The sequence below is a fragment of the Micromonospora sp. NPDC000668 genome, from assembly GCF_042897975.1.
Classification (GTDB): Bacteria; Actinomycetota; Actinomycetes; order Mycobacteriales; family Micromonosporaceae; genus Micromonospora.
This window is the reverse complement of record NZ_JBIAYP010000004.1, coordinates 705,308-720,167: the sequence shown is the minus strand read 5'-3', so window position 1 is coordinate 720,167 and position 14,860 is coordinate 705,308. Positions and strand designations below refer to the sequence as shown.

Here is a 14,860-nt window from a genome sequence, read left to right as displayed (position 1 = left end):
GACGTTCGCTAGGTCGAACGCCGAGCCGAACTTCGGAAGCGTCGCCGGCAGCAGGTTCAGGGTGATGCGCCGGTTCGGCCAGCGCTGGCCGGAGTTGACCACGGCGGCGCGGACCCGGTCCCGGGCCTCGTGCAGGGCGGTGTCCGGCAGCCCCGAGATCACCACCGCCAGCAGGCCGGCGGCCAGGTCGGCCTCCACCTCCACCAGGTGACCGGTGACCCCAACCAGCCCCACGCAGAGCACCTTCGCGTAGCTCACGGCGCGTCACCGCCGACCCGCTCTCCCGCAGCGCGCATCTCAGAAGGCGCCCTTCAGGTGCTCGACCCGGGCCGGACCGGCGTCGGGCAGCCGCATCGAGAGCACGTCGAACCGCACCTCGCCAGCGGTCGTCCCGGTCTCGGCCAGCCAGCGCGCGGCGAGCCCGCGCAGGCGGCGGGCCTTGGCTGGCACGACCGCCTCGGCCGGGGTGCCGAAACCGTCGCCCCGGCGGGTCTTCACCTCGCAGAAGGCGAGCACCGGCCCGTCCAGGCGATGATGTCGATCTCCCCGTCCGGGCAGCGCCAGTTCCGGGCGATTGGCCGTAGTCCTGCGCCGATCAGGTGCCGGGTGGCACAGCGCTCGCCGTACGCGCCGACCGCCTGGTTCCGCTTCGTCATGGCCGGCACGGTGCCCCCCGAGGCACACACACCGCGACCCTGCCGGTGGACGGCTGTGGATGACGGGCGTCCTGTGGACAACCGGACGATCAAGCCCGCCCTGTGCTAGGCGCACGTGGGAACGCGGGATCAGCGCCTGGCGTTCCTCGCCGATGTGGACCTGCTCTGGCGGCCGGGCCGCTGAGCCGCCGCGTCACCAGCCACCTTGCGTGACCTGCCCGCACCGCGTCGCCGCACGCGTGGAGGGGTCAGCAGCAGTGGCGGCGGGCGGGGCTGAAATGGCGCGGTCGCGGCTGGTCGCATACGGTGCCGGACGTGGACGGACGACGGAGCTTTCCGGAAGATCAGGAGTCTCGCTGGCATCCCGACGAGCGGGGTCGCGGCTACGGCGAGTCGGAGTGGCGTGGCGCGGGCGAACCGCGGTACCGGGACGACGAGGTTCCCGAGCAGCGCGGTGCCGACGAGGGGCGCTACGGCGAGGACACCGGTGCGGGTCGGCGCCGGGAGTCGGCTCGGGTCGGCTCGACCGGGACCGACCTGACGCCGCCCGAGAGCACCTCGGGCCGGTTCGCGGCGGTGCCCGACCGGCTCGGCGAGCCCGACTCCGGCCGCTTCGGCGCGGTGGACGCCGGTCGCTTCGGTACGCCAGAGCCGGACTCTGGCCGCTTCGGCGCGGTGGACACCGGTCGCTTCGGCACCCCGGAACCGGACTCCGGTCGCTTCGGCGCCGTCGACGCTCAGGCTGGCCGCTTCGGTACGCCGGAGCCTGACTCGGGACGGTTCGGCGTGGTCGACCCGTTGAGTGACGGCCGGCCGGAGGCCGACGGTTACCGGGCGACCCGTTCACGGCGGGCAGAGCGTGACCCGTCGGAGGTCTCCGGTGAGCTACCCGGGCGGCGGGCTGCCCGGGACGCGGCGTCGGCGGGCTCGCCGCTGGTCGCCGGCCGGGAGTCGACGCCGCCGACCGGCGCCCGCGAGGCGGCACCCGTCGGCGACCCGGCGGCCGGTCTGCTCGCCGGCCAGACTCGTCCGGCCCCGCTCGGCGGGTACCCGATCGTCGAACCGGGCCGGAGCGGCGATCAGCCGCACCCGCTGGAGATGCCGACCGGTCCGATGGCCCCGGTCGGTCCCCGGGGCGGCGATCTGCCCGCGGGGGAGCCGCCGGCGTACCCGCCGGTCGCCGACGGCGTCTACCGGACCCGCCGCCCGGCACTGGCTGCGCTCTTCACCCTGCTGGTGCTGATCTTCGAGGTCCCGGCGCTGCGGGTGCTGCTGGCCGGTGTGACCGGTGATCCACTGTCGGCCGGGAACGTGGTGACGGGCATCGCCCTGGTCGCCGGTCTGCCGATCCTCGCGACCGGGCTGTATGGGCTACGAACCGGCGGTCTGGCACTCTCCGACGGCCGGGGCTGGCTGCGCCCACCGGCGGCCTACCTGATCGCCGGCCTGGTGCTCTTCGTCGCCGCCGCGCTCGCCGCCGGCTGACCCGCCGCGGCCACTCCCGGGCTGGCCGCGCCGCTCGGGAGTGGCCGGGCCCGCGCCGCGTCGGACCGGGCCGTGCCTGCGCCGCGTCGGACCGGGCCGGACCCACGTCGCGTCGGGCCGAGCCGGGCCGGGCCAAGCCGAAACTGCATGATCCGCGCAACATCCTGGAAAGAGTGCGGATCATGCAGCGCGGCGGGCGGACGGGGCCGGCGGGGACCGTGCGGCCAAAGTGGGGCGGCGCGCACCCCGGGGCGGTCGGACGGGTGAGGGGCGTACACTGCCAACTGGCGACCGCCTCGCGCGGTCGACCTCGCGCGCCCTCTCCACGAATCGTCGTGGAGCGACGGCCTCCCTGGTCCCGATCTTGTCGGGAGCACCATGGCCGGCGACCAGGCGCCAGGACGCCCGGCCACCGGCCGGGCGTGACAACCAGGGATCTTGAGGAGTACCCCACCATGGCCGTCGTGACCATGCGCCAGCTGCTGGAGAGCGGTGTCCACTTCGGGCACCAGACCCGGCGCTGGAACCCGAAGATGAAGCGCTTCATCATGACGGAGCGCAACGGCATCTACATCATCGACCTGCGCCAGACCCTCGACTACATCGAGAAGGCGTACGAGTTCGTCCGTGGCACCGTCGCCGAGGGCGGCAGCATCCTGTTCGTCGGCACCAAGAAGCAGGCCCAGGAGGCTATCGCCGAGCAGGCGACCCGGGTCGGCCAGCCGTTCGTCAACCACCGCTGGCTCGGTGGCATGCTGACCAACTTCCAGACCGTGTACAAGCGGCTCCAGCGGATGAAGGAGCTGGAGGGTCTGGGTGACCTGAGCGGCACGGCCGCCGGGTACACCAAGAAGGAGACGCTGCAGCTCTCCCGCGAGAAGATCAAGCTCACCCGCACGCTGGGTGGTCTGCGGGACATGCAGAAGCTGCCGGCCGCGGTCTGGATCGTCGACACCAAGAAGGAGCACATCGCCGTCGACGAGGCCCGCAAGCTGGGCATCCCGGTGATCGCGGTGCTCGACACCAACTGCGACCCGGACGAGGTCGACTTCCCGATCCCGGGTAACGACGACGCGATCCGCTCGGCCGAGCTGCTGACCAAGGTCGTCGCCGCCGCCGTCGCGGACGGTCTGATCGCGCGTTCCGGCCGCCGTCGGGGCACCGACGAGAAGCCCGAGCCGGGTGTCGCGAGCGACGAGCCGCTGACCGAGTGGGAGCGCGAGCTGCTCGAGGAGCCGAAGAAGGCCGACGAGTCGGCCGCTCCGGCCGAGCAGCCGGCGCAGGCCGCCACTGAGCAGCCGACCGCCGCCCCGGAGCAGCCGGCGCAGGCCGCCACCGAGCAGCCGGCGACCGCCACCGCGGAGTGACCGCCCCGTCGCTGCCCCGCCGTCCGTTTTTTCGTACGGCGGGGCAGCGGCGGTATGCCGGGCACGATCGGCCCGGATCCGGGTAACCGGCACCTCTGACCATCCACACGCCGTCTCAACACCGAAGAGAGAGCCATGTCCCAATTCACCGCCGCGGACGTCAAGAAGCTCCGCGACCTCACCGGCGCCGGCATGATGGACAGCAAGAAGGCGCTGACCGAGGCCGAGGGCGACTTCGACAAGGCAACCGAGATCCTGCGCGTCAAGGGCGCCAAGGACGTCGGCAAGCGGGCCGGCCGGACGGCCGCCAACGGCCTGGTGGCCCACTCCGGCCAGGCGCTGCTCGAGCTCAACTGCGAGACCGACTTCGTGGCCAAGACCGACTCGTTCATCGCCCTGGCCCAGCAGTTGGTCGAGCACGGCGAGCGCTCCGGCGTGAACAGCGCCGAGGAGCTGCTGGCCAGCGAGCTGAACGGCAAGCCGGTCGCTGACCTGATCCAGGAGCAGTCCGTCAAGATCGGCGAGAAGCTGGTGCTCAACCGCTTCGCCAAGCTGGACGGCACCACGGCCGTCTACCTGCACCGCAAGGCCCAGGACCTGCCTCCGGCGGTCGGCGTGCTGGTGCAGTACTCCGGCAAGGCGGACGAGGCCGGCGACGCCGACGCTCGTGGCGTCGCGATGCAGATCGCCGCGATGCGGCCGAAGTACCTCACCCGTGACGAGGTGCCGGCCGAGGTCGTCGAGTCCGAGCGGCGTATCGCCGAGCAGACCGCCCTCGAGGAGAACAAGCCCGCGGCGGCGCTGCCGAAGATCGTCGATGGCCGGGTGAACGCCTTCTTCAAGGACTACGTCCTGGTCGAGCAGTCGTCGGTCACTGACAACAAGAAGTCGGTGAAGCAGGTGCTGGCCGAGGCTGGCATCGAGGTCACCCGCTTCGTGCGGTTCGAGGTCGGCCAGGCCTGAGCCGCCACCGGGCGCCGCAGGCGCCCGTGGGCAGGAAACGTCGACGAGGAGGCCGCCGGTGTACGTGACAGGCACCGCGGCCTCCTCGTCACATAAGGTCGGCAGCGGCAGGTTCGCTGTACGCGGCGCACGGGGCGTGCGCGTGGGGAAGGGCGGGGCGGATGACGCAGGTTGTGAGTGACCGGACGCTGGCGGCGGACGATCCGACGGCACCGCCGCCCGGGCGGGCCCGCCGGGTGGTGCTGAAGCTCTCCGGTGAGGTGTTCGGTGGCGGCGCGATCGGCGTCGACCCGGACGTCGTCCAGGCCATCGCCCGGCAGATCGCCACCGTGGTCCGCCGCGGTGTGCAGGTCTCCGTGGTGGTCGGCGGCGGCAACTTCTTCCGCGGCGCGGAGCTGCAGAAGCGCGGGATGGACCGGGCCCGCGCCGACTACATGGGCATGCTCGGCACCGTGATGAACTGCCTCGCCCTGCAGGACTTCCTGGAGAAGGAAGGCATCGAGACCCGGGTGCAGAGTGCCATCACCATGGCCCAGGTCGCCGAGCCGTACATTCCGCTGCGGGCGATCCGGCACCTGGAGAAGGGCCGCGTGGTCATCTTCGGCGCCGGCGCCGGGATGCCGTACTTCTCCACCGACACCGTTGCCGCTCAGCGGGCGCTGGAGATCCGGGCTGACGTGGTGCTGATGAGCAAGAACGGCGTGGACGGCGTCTACACGGCCGACCCCCGGATCGACCCCACCGCCCGCAAGCTCGACTCGATCACCTTCTCCGAGGCGCTGCGCCGCAACCTGCGGGTGGCCGACGCGGCCGCGTTCAGCCTCTGCATGGAGAACGGCCTGCCGATGCTGGTCTTCGGCGCGCAGGGTGACGACACCATCATCCGCGCGGTGGGTGGCGACAAGATCGGCACCCTGATCACCGCCTGAGCCCGGCCCCGCCCGCGGCGACGGCAGCAGCGGTCCCGGCGACTTTCAGCAGAGCCCACGACGAGCACAGAAGGAGGCGAGGAGACCGGTGATCGACGACACCCTCCTCGAGGCCGAGGAGAAGATGGAGCGTGCGGTGGAGCACGCCAAGGAGGAGTTCGGCGCCATCCGTACCGGTCGCGCCAACCCCGCCATGTTCTCCAAGATCATTATCGACTACTACGGTACCCCGACGCCGCTGACCCAGATGGCGTCCATCGCGATCCCCGAGCCGCGGATGGCCATCATCAAGCCGTACGACAACTCGCAGATCAACGCGATGGAGAAGGCGATCCGCGACTCGGACCTCGGGGTGAACCCGAACAACGAGGGCACCCAGCTGCGCATCCTGCTCCCGCAGATGACCGAGGAGCGCCGCCGCGACATGATCAAGGTGGCCCGGCACAAGGGTGAGGAGGCCAAGGTGGCGATCCGCAACGTCCGCCGCCGTGGCAAGGAGGAGCTGGACCGGATCGTCAAGGACGGCGAGGCCGGCGAGGACGACGGTCGCCGCGCCGAGAAGGAGCTGGACGACCTGACGCAGCGCTACGCGGCCAGCGTCGACGACCTGGTCAAGCACAAGGAGACCGAGCTGCTGGAGGTCTGACCTCCGGCCCGGCATCCGCCGGGTGTGCAGTCGACGTGAGGCCCGACCCCATTCGGGGACGGGCCTCTTGCCGTCTGGTCAGCGAGGGATCCGCCGGTCCGGGTGGGCCCTGGCCGGCGCCGCCTTCGCCCCGCTCGCTGCCAGGGCGGGGAGGCGGGGGCGCCATCGTCCACCTCGCGCCGGAGGCCGGTGCAGTAGGCTCGGCAGGATTCCCGGCCACCGGGCGGTGAACACCGGGAATCGACCGACCGTCGGGGCGGTCAACCGGAGGAACAAAGTCGCGCGTGTAGGGGATGCTTGTGGTCTTGCGTCATGTGGTGGTACTCGTGCCGCGTCGCGGTGCGTGATGTCCCACCCCGACCCCTACAGCAGCGAGCCTCGTAGCTGGGACCGGCCGGAGCACCCGGTGGCCCTGCCCTGGCCCGAGCCGGAGTTCGAGCCGGGCCATCGGAGCCGCCGTCCGGCTGCCGGCGCTGAGCTGTATGCCGAGCCGCGCACCCGCCCGTCGGCCGACCCGTACCCCGCCGATCCGTACGCGGCGGAGCCGTACCCCGCCGGCCCGTATCCGGCAGAGCCGTACCCCGCCGGCCCGTATCCGGCAGAGCCGTACGACGAGCGCGGCCGGCCGGTCCGCCCGGACGACCGGGACCGGCACGACCGCTTCGACGGCCGGGGCCGGTACGAGGACGACCGCAACCAGCCGGACCGGTACGACGAGCGGGGCCGCGTCGGCCAGTACGACGCCCGCCCGCCCGCTGGCGGCGACGGCCCGGCCCGTTACGACGGCCCCGAGCGTTACGACGTCCCCGAGCGTTACGACGGGCCTGACCGTTACGACGGCCCGATGCGCCACGACGACCGCGATGGCCCGGTCCGGTACGACGACGATGCCGGGTATCCGACCGCACAGCTCGAACCGGTGCGGGACGACCTTGGGCCGGACCAGGACCCGGCGACCGAGTCGGAGCCTCCGCCCGGCCGGCGGTCGAAGGGCCGACGCCGCGCGAGCGCCGACCGACCGGCCACCCAGCAGGTGGGCACCGGGCGGGCTGGCCGGAATCTGCCGGCGGCGATCGGGGTGGGTCTCGGTCTCGGCGCGTTGATCGTGGTGCCGCTGGTGTTCTACCCGCTGGCGTTCCTGTTCGTGATCGCCGCAGCCGTCGGCGTCGGTATCTGGGAGATGGCCCGGGCGGTCCGGCGCAGCGGCGCGCACCCGCCGCTGGTGCCACTGATCGCTGGCGGCGTGTTGACCGTGGGTCTGGCCTGGTTCGCCGGCCCGGACGCGCTCAGCCTGGGGCTGCTGGTCACCGTCCTGGGCACCATGATCTGGCGGTTGGGCGATGGCCCGGCCGGTTTTCAGCGGGATCTCACCGCGGCCACCCTGATCGCCGTCTACGTACCGTTCCTCGCCGGGTTCGCGGCGCTGCTGGCGGCGGCGCCGGACGACGGCCCGCTGCGCATCCTGGCCACGCTCATCGCGGTGGTCCTCTCCGACACCGGCGGGTACGCCGCGGGCGTCTCGTTCGGTCGTCACCCGATGGCGCCGTCGATCAGCCCGAAGAAGTCCTGGGAGGGCTTCGCCGGTTCGGTCACCGCGGCGGCGCTGGGCAGTGCCCTGCTGTTGTGGCTGATGTTCGACGTGGCTCTCTGGTGGGGTGCGGTGTTCGGGGTGGCCGTCTCCTGCGCGGCGGTCCTCGGCGACCTCGCCGAGTCGATGATCAAGCGCGACCTCGGGGTCAAGGACATGAGCAACCTGCTGCCCGGCCACGGCGGGCTGATGGACCGACTGGACTCGATCCTCTTCGCGGTGCCGACCGCGTACCTGTTGCTGGCGATCTTCGTGCCGTTGGTGAAGTGAGGCATGGAACACGTCGGCACGGTCAGCCCGATCCAGCGGTCGGGGCCGGTTCGACACCTCCGGACAGGTACGTGTCGCCGATGGCGTGACACACTGGACCAGCCATGACGAGCCTGCCGTTGATCCCCGCCACCTCGGACGCCCCCGCCGCACGCCGAGCCTCGATGCCACCTCAGCACCTCGCTGACCTGGACCTTGCCGGCCGCCAGGCGCTGGTCGCCGGCCTGGGCGAGCCGGCCTTCCGCGCCAAGCAGGTCTCCAACCACTATTTCGGGCGGCTGGTCCGCGACCCGCAGGCGATGACCGACCTGCCGGCGGCGACCCGGGAGCGGCTGGCCGACCAGTTGCTGCCCAAGCTGCTCACCCCGGTGCGGGAGCTGGCCTGCGACGATGGCGCGACCCGCAAGGCGCTCTGGCGGCTGCACGACGGCTCGCTGGTGGAGAGCGTGCTGATGGGCTACCCGGACCGGGTCACCGTCTGTATCTCCAGCCAGGCCGGCTGCGGCATGGCCTGCCCGTTCTGCGCCACCGGCCAGGCCGGGCTGACCCGTAACCTGTCCACCGCCGAGATCGTCGACCAGGCGGTGTACCTGGCGGGGGTCGCGGCCTCCGGCGCGGTCGCCGGCTCTCCGCCGCGACTGTCGCACGTCGTCTTCATGGGCATGGGCGAGCCACTGGCCAACTACTCTCGGGTGATCGGCGCGATCCGTCGCCTGGTCAGCCCGGCTCCGGAGGGGCTCGGCCTGTCCCAGCGGCACATCACCGTTTCCACGGTCGGCCTGGTTCCGGCCATCCACCGACTGGCCAGCGAAGACCTCTCAGTGACCCTTGCGCTGTCGTTGCACGCGCCCGATGATGATCTGCGCGACGAACTCGTGCCGGTAAACCAGCGCTGGAAGGTAGCCGAGGTGCTGGACGCAGCGTGGGACTACGCCGCCCGGACGGGCCGTCGCGTGTCGATCGAGTACGCGATGATCAAGGACGTGAACGACCAGCCGTGGCGAGCCGACCTGCTCGGGCGGCTGCTGGCCGGCAAGTTGGCGCACGTGAACCTCATCCCGCTCAATCCGACGCCGGGCAGTCGCTGGGACGCGAGCTCGAAGCCGGTTGAGCGGGAGTTCGTCCGGCGGTTGCGCGACGCCGGGGTGTCCACCACCGTACGGGACACCCGAGGTCGCGAGATCGACGGCGCGTGTGGCCAGCTCGCCGCCGCCGAGGACACCGACACCGACACCGACCGCGCCGGAGAGGCACCGGCGTGACCGGGCGTGGCGAACGAGACCAGGAGACATAGTGGCGAGTCAGGGTCAGCGTTTCCGGCGCAAGGCGCTCCGCCGGGGATACAAGGTCGACGAGGTGGATGCCTTCCTCGACCGGGTCGAGGCGACGCTCGACGGCCGACAGGTCGGCGCGCCGGTGGCCTCCCAGGAGGTCCACGACGTCGTCTTCCGGGTCCGCTTCAACGGCTACGACGAGTGGCAGGTCGACCTGCACCTGGACCGGGTCGAGCGGCAGCTGGCCGAGCTGGAGGAGCGCAGTGCCGCCGGGCGCGGCGGCGACCCCCGGATGGGTGACCGGATGGGCCCGCCGGACCGGCTGGGTCCGCCGATGCGCGACGACCGGGGCATGGTTCCGCAGCCGATGCCGCCCCGGCCGATGCCGGCGCAGGCCGGCCCACCCGCCGATCGCTACGGCCGCTACGACGAGCCGACCGGCGCCTTCGCCGGTGGGTATGACGCCCCCCGCGGCGGTTACGACGGGCCACGCGGTCCGGGCGGCCCCGGCCCGATGGGGCCTGGCGGCCCGATGGGTGGGCATGGTGGCCCGCAGCGCGGCCTGCCCGCCGGTCCCGGCGGCTACGGTCCCCCGGATGACCAGCGGATGCCCGGTGGCTACGGCCCCCCCGACGACCAGCGGATGCCGGGTGGCTACGGCCCTCCCGATGACCAGCGCTCGCCCGGCGGCTACCCCCCGGAGGAGCCGCGCTTCGACGGCTTCGAGGCCGGTCGGCACGGTCGCGCCGACATGACCGCCGAGATCCGGATGCCCGAGCGGGACCTGCGCGACATGCGGCGTGGTCCGGCCGGCCCGCCCCCGATGCCGCAGCAGGGCATCGGTGGCCCGCCGATGGCCGGTCCGCCCGCCGTTGCCGGCCCGCCGGTCGGGGGTCCGCCGATGGCCGGCCCGCCCGGCAGTGACCTGTACCGGGTCGATCAGATCCGGCGCAGCTTCCAGGTGCGCCGGTTCGGCAGCGGGTACGACCCGGACCAGGTCGACCGGTTCTTCGACACCCTGCTCGGCGGTATGCAGGGCCGCAACCCGATGCCGGTCAACCCGAAGGACCTGGACACGCTCCGGTTCGGCCTGGTGCCCGGCGGCTACTTCGAGGCCGAGGTCGACGCCGCGCTCAAGGACGTGCAGGACATCCTCTTCGGGCGCTGACCCCGACGCGTACGGACGAGGGCCCGTCCCCCGGGTGGGGGCGGGCCCTCGGCGTTGTCGGCCGGTTGTCCGACGGTCGGTCGGTCAGGAGCGCAGACCGTTGCGCCGCAGCACGACGTCGCCGATCACGATGATCAGCAGCAGCGCGGCCAGGCCGACCAGCCAGATGTCCTCGACCTTGCCCTCGTGGTTGCCGCAGATCATCGCCAGCAGCGCCAGCGCGGAGAGCACTGCGCCAATGCGCCCGGACTTACGGTGCCCGGGCTTGTGCTGGTCTGGCGACGTTACCGGCTCGCTTCCTGCCACTGTCGGTCCTTCCCTCGCGATCGGATCTTTGGTTAGTCTGGCACGCCTCCTGCCCGGGGCGGCGCGGTGGGGGTTTCCCGGCCGTCAGGCCCTGCCGGCCCGGGCCCAATGGCACTACGGGCGTCGCGGGGCGGCGGTCAGACTCCCTCCGGTAGCGTTTGGCGTACACCTGATTGTCTGTTTGAGGGGGACTGTGCGGTGCGAGTGACCGGAACCGGGCACGCCAGTATGCGGATCGACACGGCCGCGGGCAGCATCCTGTGCGACCCGTGGGTCAATCCGGCCTATTTCGCCTCTTGGTTCCCATTCCCGGATAATTCTCTGCTGGACTGGGAGAGCCTGGGCCAGGTCGACTACCTGTACGTCTCCCACCTGCACCGGGACCACTTCGACGCGGAGCACCTGAGGCGGTTCGTGTCGAAGCAGGCGACCGTGCTGCTGCCCGAGTTCCCCACCTCCGAGATGGAGGACGAGCTGCGGGAGCTGGGCTTCACGAAGTTCCTCAAGGCGCCGAACGAGCAGGTGGTCGAGCTGGACGGCGGGCTCAAGGTCATGATCCAGGCGCTGACCAGCCCCACCGACGGCCCGATCGGCGACTCCTCGCTCTGGGTGGAGTACGACGGGGTGCGGCTGCTCAACCAGAACGACGCCCGCCCGACCGACCTGAGCGTCTTCACCGAGCTGGGGCACGTGCACGCGCACATGCTCCAGTTCTCCGGTGCGATCTGGTACCCGATGGTCTACGAGCTGCCGCAGGCGGCGAAGACCGCGTTCGGCAAGCAGAAGCGCGAGCGGCAGTTCGACCGGACCTGGCGCTACATCGACGACCTGAAGGCGTCGCACGTCTTCCCGATCGCCGGCCCGCCGTGCTTCCTCGACGACGCGCTGTGGCAGTTCAACGACATCCACGGCGACGAGGGCAACATCTTCCCCGACCAGTCCGTCTTCCTGGCGGAGTACGCCAAGGTCGGCGGCACCAACGGGATCGTGCTGCTGCCGGGCAGCGTCACCGAGGTCACCACCGAGGGCGCGACCACCACCCACCCGGTGCCGATCGAGGAGTTCTTCGCGAACAAGGTCGCCCACCTGGAGGAGATGCGGGAGCGCAAGCGCCCCATCATCGAGGCGGAGAAGGCGTCCTGGCGGCACCCCGAGGTGGACGTGCTCGGCCAGATGAAGGCCCGGATCGAGCCGCTGCTCGACGAGTCGATCTACCTGGCCAAGGGGGTCGGAGGCCCGGTCCGCTTCGACCTGGTGGGCTACGACGGCGAGAGTGTCGAATCCATCGTGGTGGACTTCCCGGGCAAGGAGGTCCGGCCGTACGCCGACGAGAAGGTCCGCTACCGGTTCCGTACCGAGCGGGCGCTGATCGAGCACCTGCTGTTCATCGACGAGGTGGACTGGGTCAACTCGCTCTTCCTCTCCTGCCGGTTCTCGGCGGCCCGGATCGGCCAGTACAACGAGTTCGTCTACGCGTTCTTCAAGTGCCTCTCGGAGGAGCGGCTCCAGTACGCCGAGGGCTGGTACGACGAGCACGAGCGGAGCACCGACGCCGAGGACGTCACCCTGGGCGACTGGGTGATCCAGCGGCGCTGCCCGCACCTGAAGGCCGACCTGACCCGGTTCGGCATCGTCGAGGGCGACCAGCTCACCTGTCAGCTGCACGGTTGGCGTTTCGACCTGCCCAGCGGCCGCTGCCTGACCAGCGTCGGCCACAAGGTCCGGGCCCACCGCGTCGACGCGGAGGCGCCCGCCCCCGCCGGCGAAGCCGTGATCTGACGAGTCGGCCGGGGCGCGCGACGTCGTGCCCCGGTCGCACCTCGATCCGCGTCCGCGCGGCCCCTCCGTGCGCCACGATCAGTGGAGTGGCGAAAGCCGCAGGCCGGTAGCAGCCGGACACCACCGAGAGTGGGGCGGTCGTGGCGGGGGCGGACGCGCGGGAGAACGAGTACCGGTACGGGCGCGGCCGGGAGAAGGCTCGGGACGCTGCCCGGGTGGAGACGTTCAGCGACGGGGTCTTTGGGGTCGTGCTGACGGTGATGGCCGTCGAGCTGCTCCAGACGGGCCCGGCCCGGGAGGGCGGGCGGGAGCTTCCGGACGCCCTCGCCCACGCCTGGCCGTCCTACCTGGCGTACGTGATCACCTTCGCGATCGCCGGGCAGGTCTGGCTGGCCCACCACAACCTGTGGCGGTACGTGGTCCGGGTCGACCAGATGCTGCTGGTCCTCAACCTGCTCGTGCTGCTCTTCATCGCCACGATCCCGTTCACCGCCGACCTGCTGTCGGACAACCTGCGCGGTAGTGCGACCGAGCAGCGGCTGACCGCCGCCCTCTACCTCGGCACCGTGCTCGGTGAGGCGCTCTTCGTCAACCTGAGCTGGTGGTGGGCCCGTCGGCGCGGGCTGCTCCACCCCGACCTGGATCCCCGGCTGGCCCGGGCGATCGCACGGCGGATACTGAAAAAGCCTCTGCTCTACCTGGTCGCCTTCGCCTTCGTCTTCATCGACCCCATCCTCAGCCTCGGCGCGTACCTCCTGTTGGTCGCCTTCTACCTGATCGGGGGTCCCGGCGACCTTCGGCCGTCCGCCGGCCCGTCCAGGGAGGGGTCAGCGGCCTAGGTCGGCGAGGATGCGGCGGGCGGCGTTGTGGCCGGCGGCGCCGATCACGCTGCCGGCCGGGTGGCAGCCGGCGCTGCCGGCGTACACGCCGTCGATCCCGGTGGCGTAGGGCATCCGGTCAGTGAACGAGACGGTGTTGTCGACGTGGTGGATGTGCCCGCCGGTGATGCCGAAGTGGGCCTCGATGCCTGGCGGGGGCAGTGGCACCGCGTCGGCGATCAGGTCGCCGGTGCCGGGGGCGTACCGCTCGACGATCTCGATCAGCCGGTCGACGTAGCCGGGCAGCGCCGAATCCCAGGTGGTGCCGGCCAGCTCGTAGGGGACCGACTGGACGAAGAGCGCCGACGAGTGGTGCCCCGCGGCGTCGGAGAGTGACGGGTCGACGGTGGTGTGCAGGTACCACTCGATGGTCGGTTCGGCCGGCAGTCGGCCGGCCTGCACGTCCGCCCACATGGCGCGCAGCGCGGTCATGGGCGAGGTGGCCTCCCCGCCGACCAGTGACGCGGAGCCGGGCAGCAGGTGGATGGTCGAGCCGAACGGGCTCGGCGTGCCGGTCGGCAGGCAGGAGAAGTGCGGCAGCCCGGTCAACGCCAGGTTGAGCTTCAGCGTGGTGCCGGGCCGGCGGACCGCCGCCATCCGCTCGCCGAGCGGCGCCGGTAGTGCGCCGTCGGGCAACAGGTCCATCAGCCGGTACGGGTCGCACGCGCCGAGCACCACCTGGGCGGCGACCTGCCGGCCGTCGGCGAGCACGACACCGCTCGCCGCGCCGCCGTCCAGGGTCACCGCGGTGACCGGCGTACCGGTCAGGATGGTCGCGCTGGCGGCGCGGGCGGCGTCGGCGAACGTACGTGAGACGGTGCCCATCCCGCCTTCGGCGATCATCCAGGTGCCGCCCGAGCCGGGCAGCCGGCACATGTTGTGGACCAGGAAGTTGTGGCCGGTGCCGGGGTCGTCCGGGCCGGCGTTGAGCCCGGAGAGCCCGTCGGTCACCGCGTACATGCTGACCAGAAGTTCGGAGCGGAACTCGAAGCGGGCGAGGTAGTCGGCGACCGAGCCCTGGACCAGGTCGACGAACACCTGGCGCAGCGCCGGGCGGACGTGCCGCTCGGCGGTCTCCTGGGCCGTCAGCGGCTCGGCCAGCCAGGCCGGGGCGAGATCCTCGCGCAGCGCGGCCAACTCGGCCTGCATGGCGTCGTCGGCGGCCACGTCGGCGGGGGAGAAGAACTCGGCGAGCTGCGCCCGGGTCGCCGCGGTGTCACTGCCGAAGAGCAGGTAGGGGGAGCCGAGGCCGCCCGGCGTGGGCAGGAAGTAGTGCGGGTCGCGGCGCAGCACCGGGATCCGCACGTCGAGCGTGGCGAGCAGCTCCGGTGGCATCAGCCCGAGCAGGTACGACCCGGTGGAGTGACGCAGCTCGGGCACCTTCGGGAACGGGGTCTCGGTGCGGGTCGCACCGCCGATCACGTCGGCGGCCTCCAGCACCAGGACGTCCAACCCGGCGCGGGCCAGCAGGATGGCGGAGACCAGGCCGTTGTGCCCGGCACCGACGATCACGACGTCGGCGCGAGCGGGAAGCGCATCGGGGCTGCTCAT

General features: G+C 71.8%; 12 protein-coding genes and 2 pseudogenes. 10 read left to right on the top strand and 4 right to left on the bottom strand.

The window, feature by feature from the left end; genetic code table 11:
* Positions 1 to 6 precede the first annotated feature (6 nt).
* Together ACFY29_RS24075 and ACFY29_RS24070 are read right to left on the bottom strand one after the other, a co-directional pair.
* Positions 7 to 258 (bottom strand): annotated as a pseudogene (locus tag ACFY29_RS24075) (magnesium chelatase domain-containing protein); the annotation flags it as partial.
* A gap of 39 nt (positions 259 to 297) precedes the next feature.
* A pseudogene (locus ACFY29_RS24070) lies at positions 298 to 656 on the bottom strand (YraN family protein).
* 315 nt (positions 657 to 971) lie between these two features.
* Here ACFY29_RS24070 and ACFY29_RS24065 point away from each other — a divergent pair.
* The 8 genes from ACFY29_RS24065 to ACFY29_RS24030 all read left to right on the top strand — a co-directional run bounded on the left by ACFY29_RS24065 (position 972) and on the right by ACFY29_RS24030 (position 10,346).
* Positions 972 to 2,141: a hypothetical protein gene (locus ACFY29_RS24065; RefSeq protein WP_386989766.1), complete on the top strand. Its 1,170-nt coding sequence runs from the start codon at positions 972 to 974 to the stop codon at positions 2,139 to 2,141.
* A 455-nt stretch (positions 2,142 to 2,596) separates the two neighbouring features.
* Entirely contained in the window at positions 2,597 to 3,508 is a 912-nt protein-coding gene (gene rpsB, locus ACFY29_RS24060; protein WP_328424544.1) for a 30S ribosomal protein S2, read from the top strand.
* 135 nt (positions 3,509 to 3,643) lie between these two features.
* Complete coding sequence (gene tsf, locus ACFY29_RS24055; RefSeq protein WP_328424546.1) at positions 3,644 to 4,471, top strand: translation elongation factor Ts; 828 nt, start codon at positions 3,644 to 3,646, stop codon at positions 4,469 to 4,471.
* A gap of 161 nt (positions 4,472 to 4,632) precedes the next feature.
* Positions 4,633 to 5,400 (top strand): UMP kinase, encoded by a 768-nt coding sequence (pyrH, locus tag ACFY29_RS24050; RefSeq protein WP_386989763.1) that lies wholly within the window; start codon positions 4,633 to 4,635, stop codon positions 5,398 to 5,400.
* An 88-nt stretch (positions 5,401 to 5,488) separates the two neighbouring features.
* Positions 5,489 to 6,046, top strand: coding sequence for a ribosome recycling factor (gene frr / locus ACFY29_RS24045; RefSeq protein WP_328424550.1), 558 nt, complete (start codon positions 5,489 to 5,491; stop codon positions 6,044 to 6,046).
* 346 nt (positions 6,047 to 6,392) lie between these two features.
* Complete coding sequence (locus ACFY29_RS24040; protein WP_386989761.1) at positions 6,393 to 7,904, top strand: phosphatidate cytidylyltransferase; 1,512 nt, start codon at positions 6,393 to 6,395, stop codon at positions 7,902 to 7,904.
* Positions 7,905 to 8,008: 104 nt separating this feature from the next.
* On the top strand, positions 8,009 to 9,166 hold the full coding sequence (rlmN, locus tag ACFY29_RS24035; protein WP_328424554.1) for a 23S rRNA (adenine(2503)-C(2))-methyltransferase RlmN: 1,158 nt from the start codon (positions 8,009 to 8,011) through the stop codon (positions 9,164 to 9,166).
* A gap of 31 nt (positions 9,167 to 9,197) precedes the next feature.
* Positions 9,198 to 10,346: a DivIVA domain-containing protein gene (locus ACFY29_RS24030; RefSeq protein WP_386989759.1), complete on the top strand. Its 1,149-nt coding sequence runs from the start codon at positions 9,198 to 9,200 to the stop codon at positions 10,344 to 10,346.
* An 84-nt stretch (positions 10,347 to 10,430) separates the two neighbouring features.
* Here ACFY29_RS24030 and ACFY29_RS24025 read toward each other — a convergent pair whose 3' ends face one another.
* Positions 10,431 to 10,652 carry a DUF2631 domain-containing protein gene (locus ACFY29_RS24025; protein ID WP_386989757.1) on the bottom strand — a complete coding sequence of 74 codons (222 nt, stop codon included), beginning with the start codon at positions 10,650 to 10,652 and terminating at the stop codon, positions 10,431 to 10,433.
* A 198-nt stretch (positions 10,653 to 10,850) separates the two neighbouring features.
* On the opposite strand from ACFY29_RS24025, the gene ACFY29_RS24020 reads away from it, so the two are divergent.
* On the top strand, positions 10,851 to 12,431 hold the full coding sequence (locus ACFY29_RS24020) for a Rieske 2Fe-2S domain-containing protein (RefSeq protein ID WP_355614135.1): 1,581 nt from the start codon (positions 10,851 to 10,853) through the stop codon (positions 12,429 to 12,431).
* Between the two features lie 140 nt (positions 12,432 to 12,571).
* The gene (locus tag ACFY29_RS24015; protein WP_386989755.1) at positions 12,572 to 13,270 is read left to right on the top strand and encodes a TMEM175 family protein; all 699 of its coding nucleotides are present in this window, start codon (positions 12,572 to 12,574) and stop codon (positions 13,268 to 13,270) included.
* On the opposite strand, the gene ACFY29_RS24010 is transcribed toward ACFY29_RS24015, so the two are convergent.
* The gene (locus tag ACFY29_RS24010; RefSeq protein ID WP_386989753.1) at positions 13,259 to 14,860 is read right to left on the bottom strand and encodes a phytoene desaturase family protein; all 1,602 of its coding nucleotides are present in this window, start codon (positions 14,858 to 14,860) and stop codon (positions 13,259 to 13,261) included. The two genes, ACFY29_RS24015 and ACFY29_RS24010, sit on opposite strands and share 12 nt — an antisense overlap.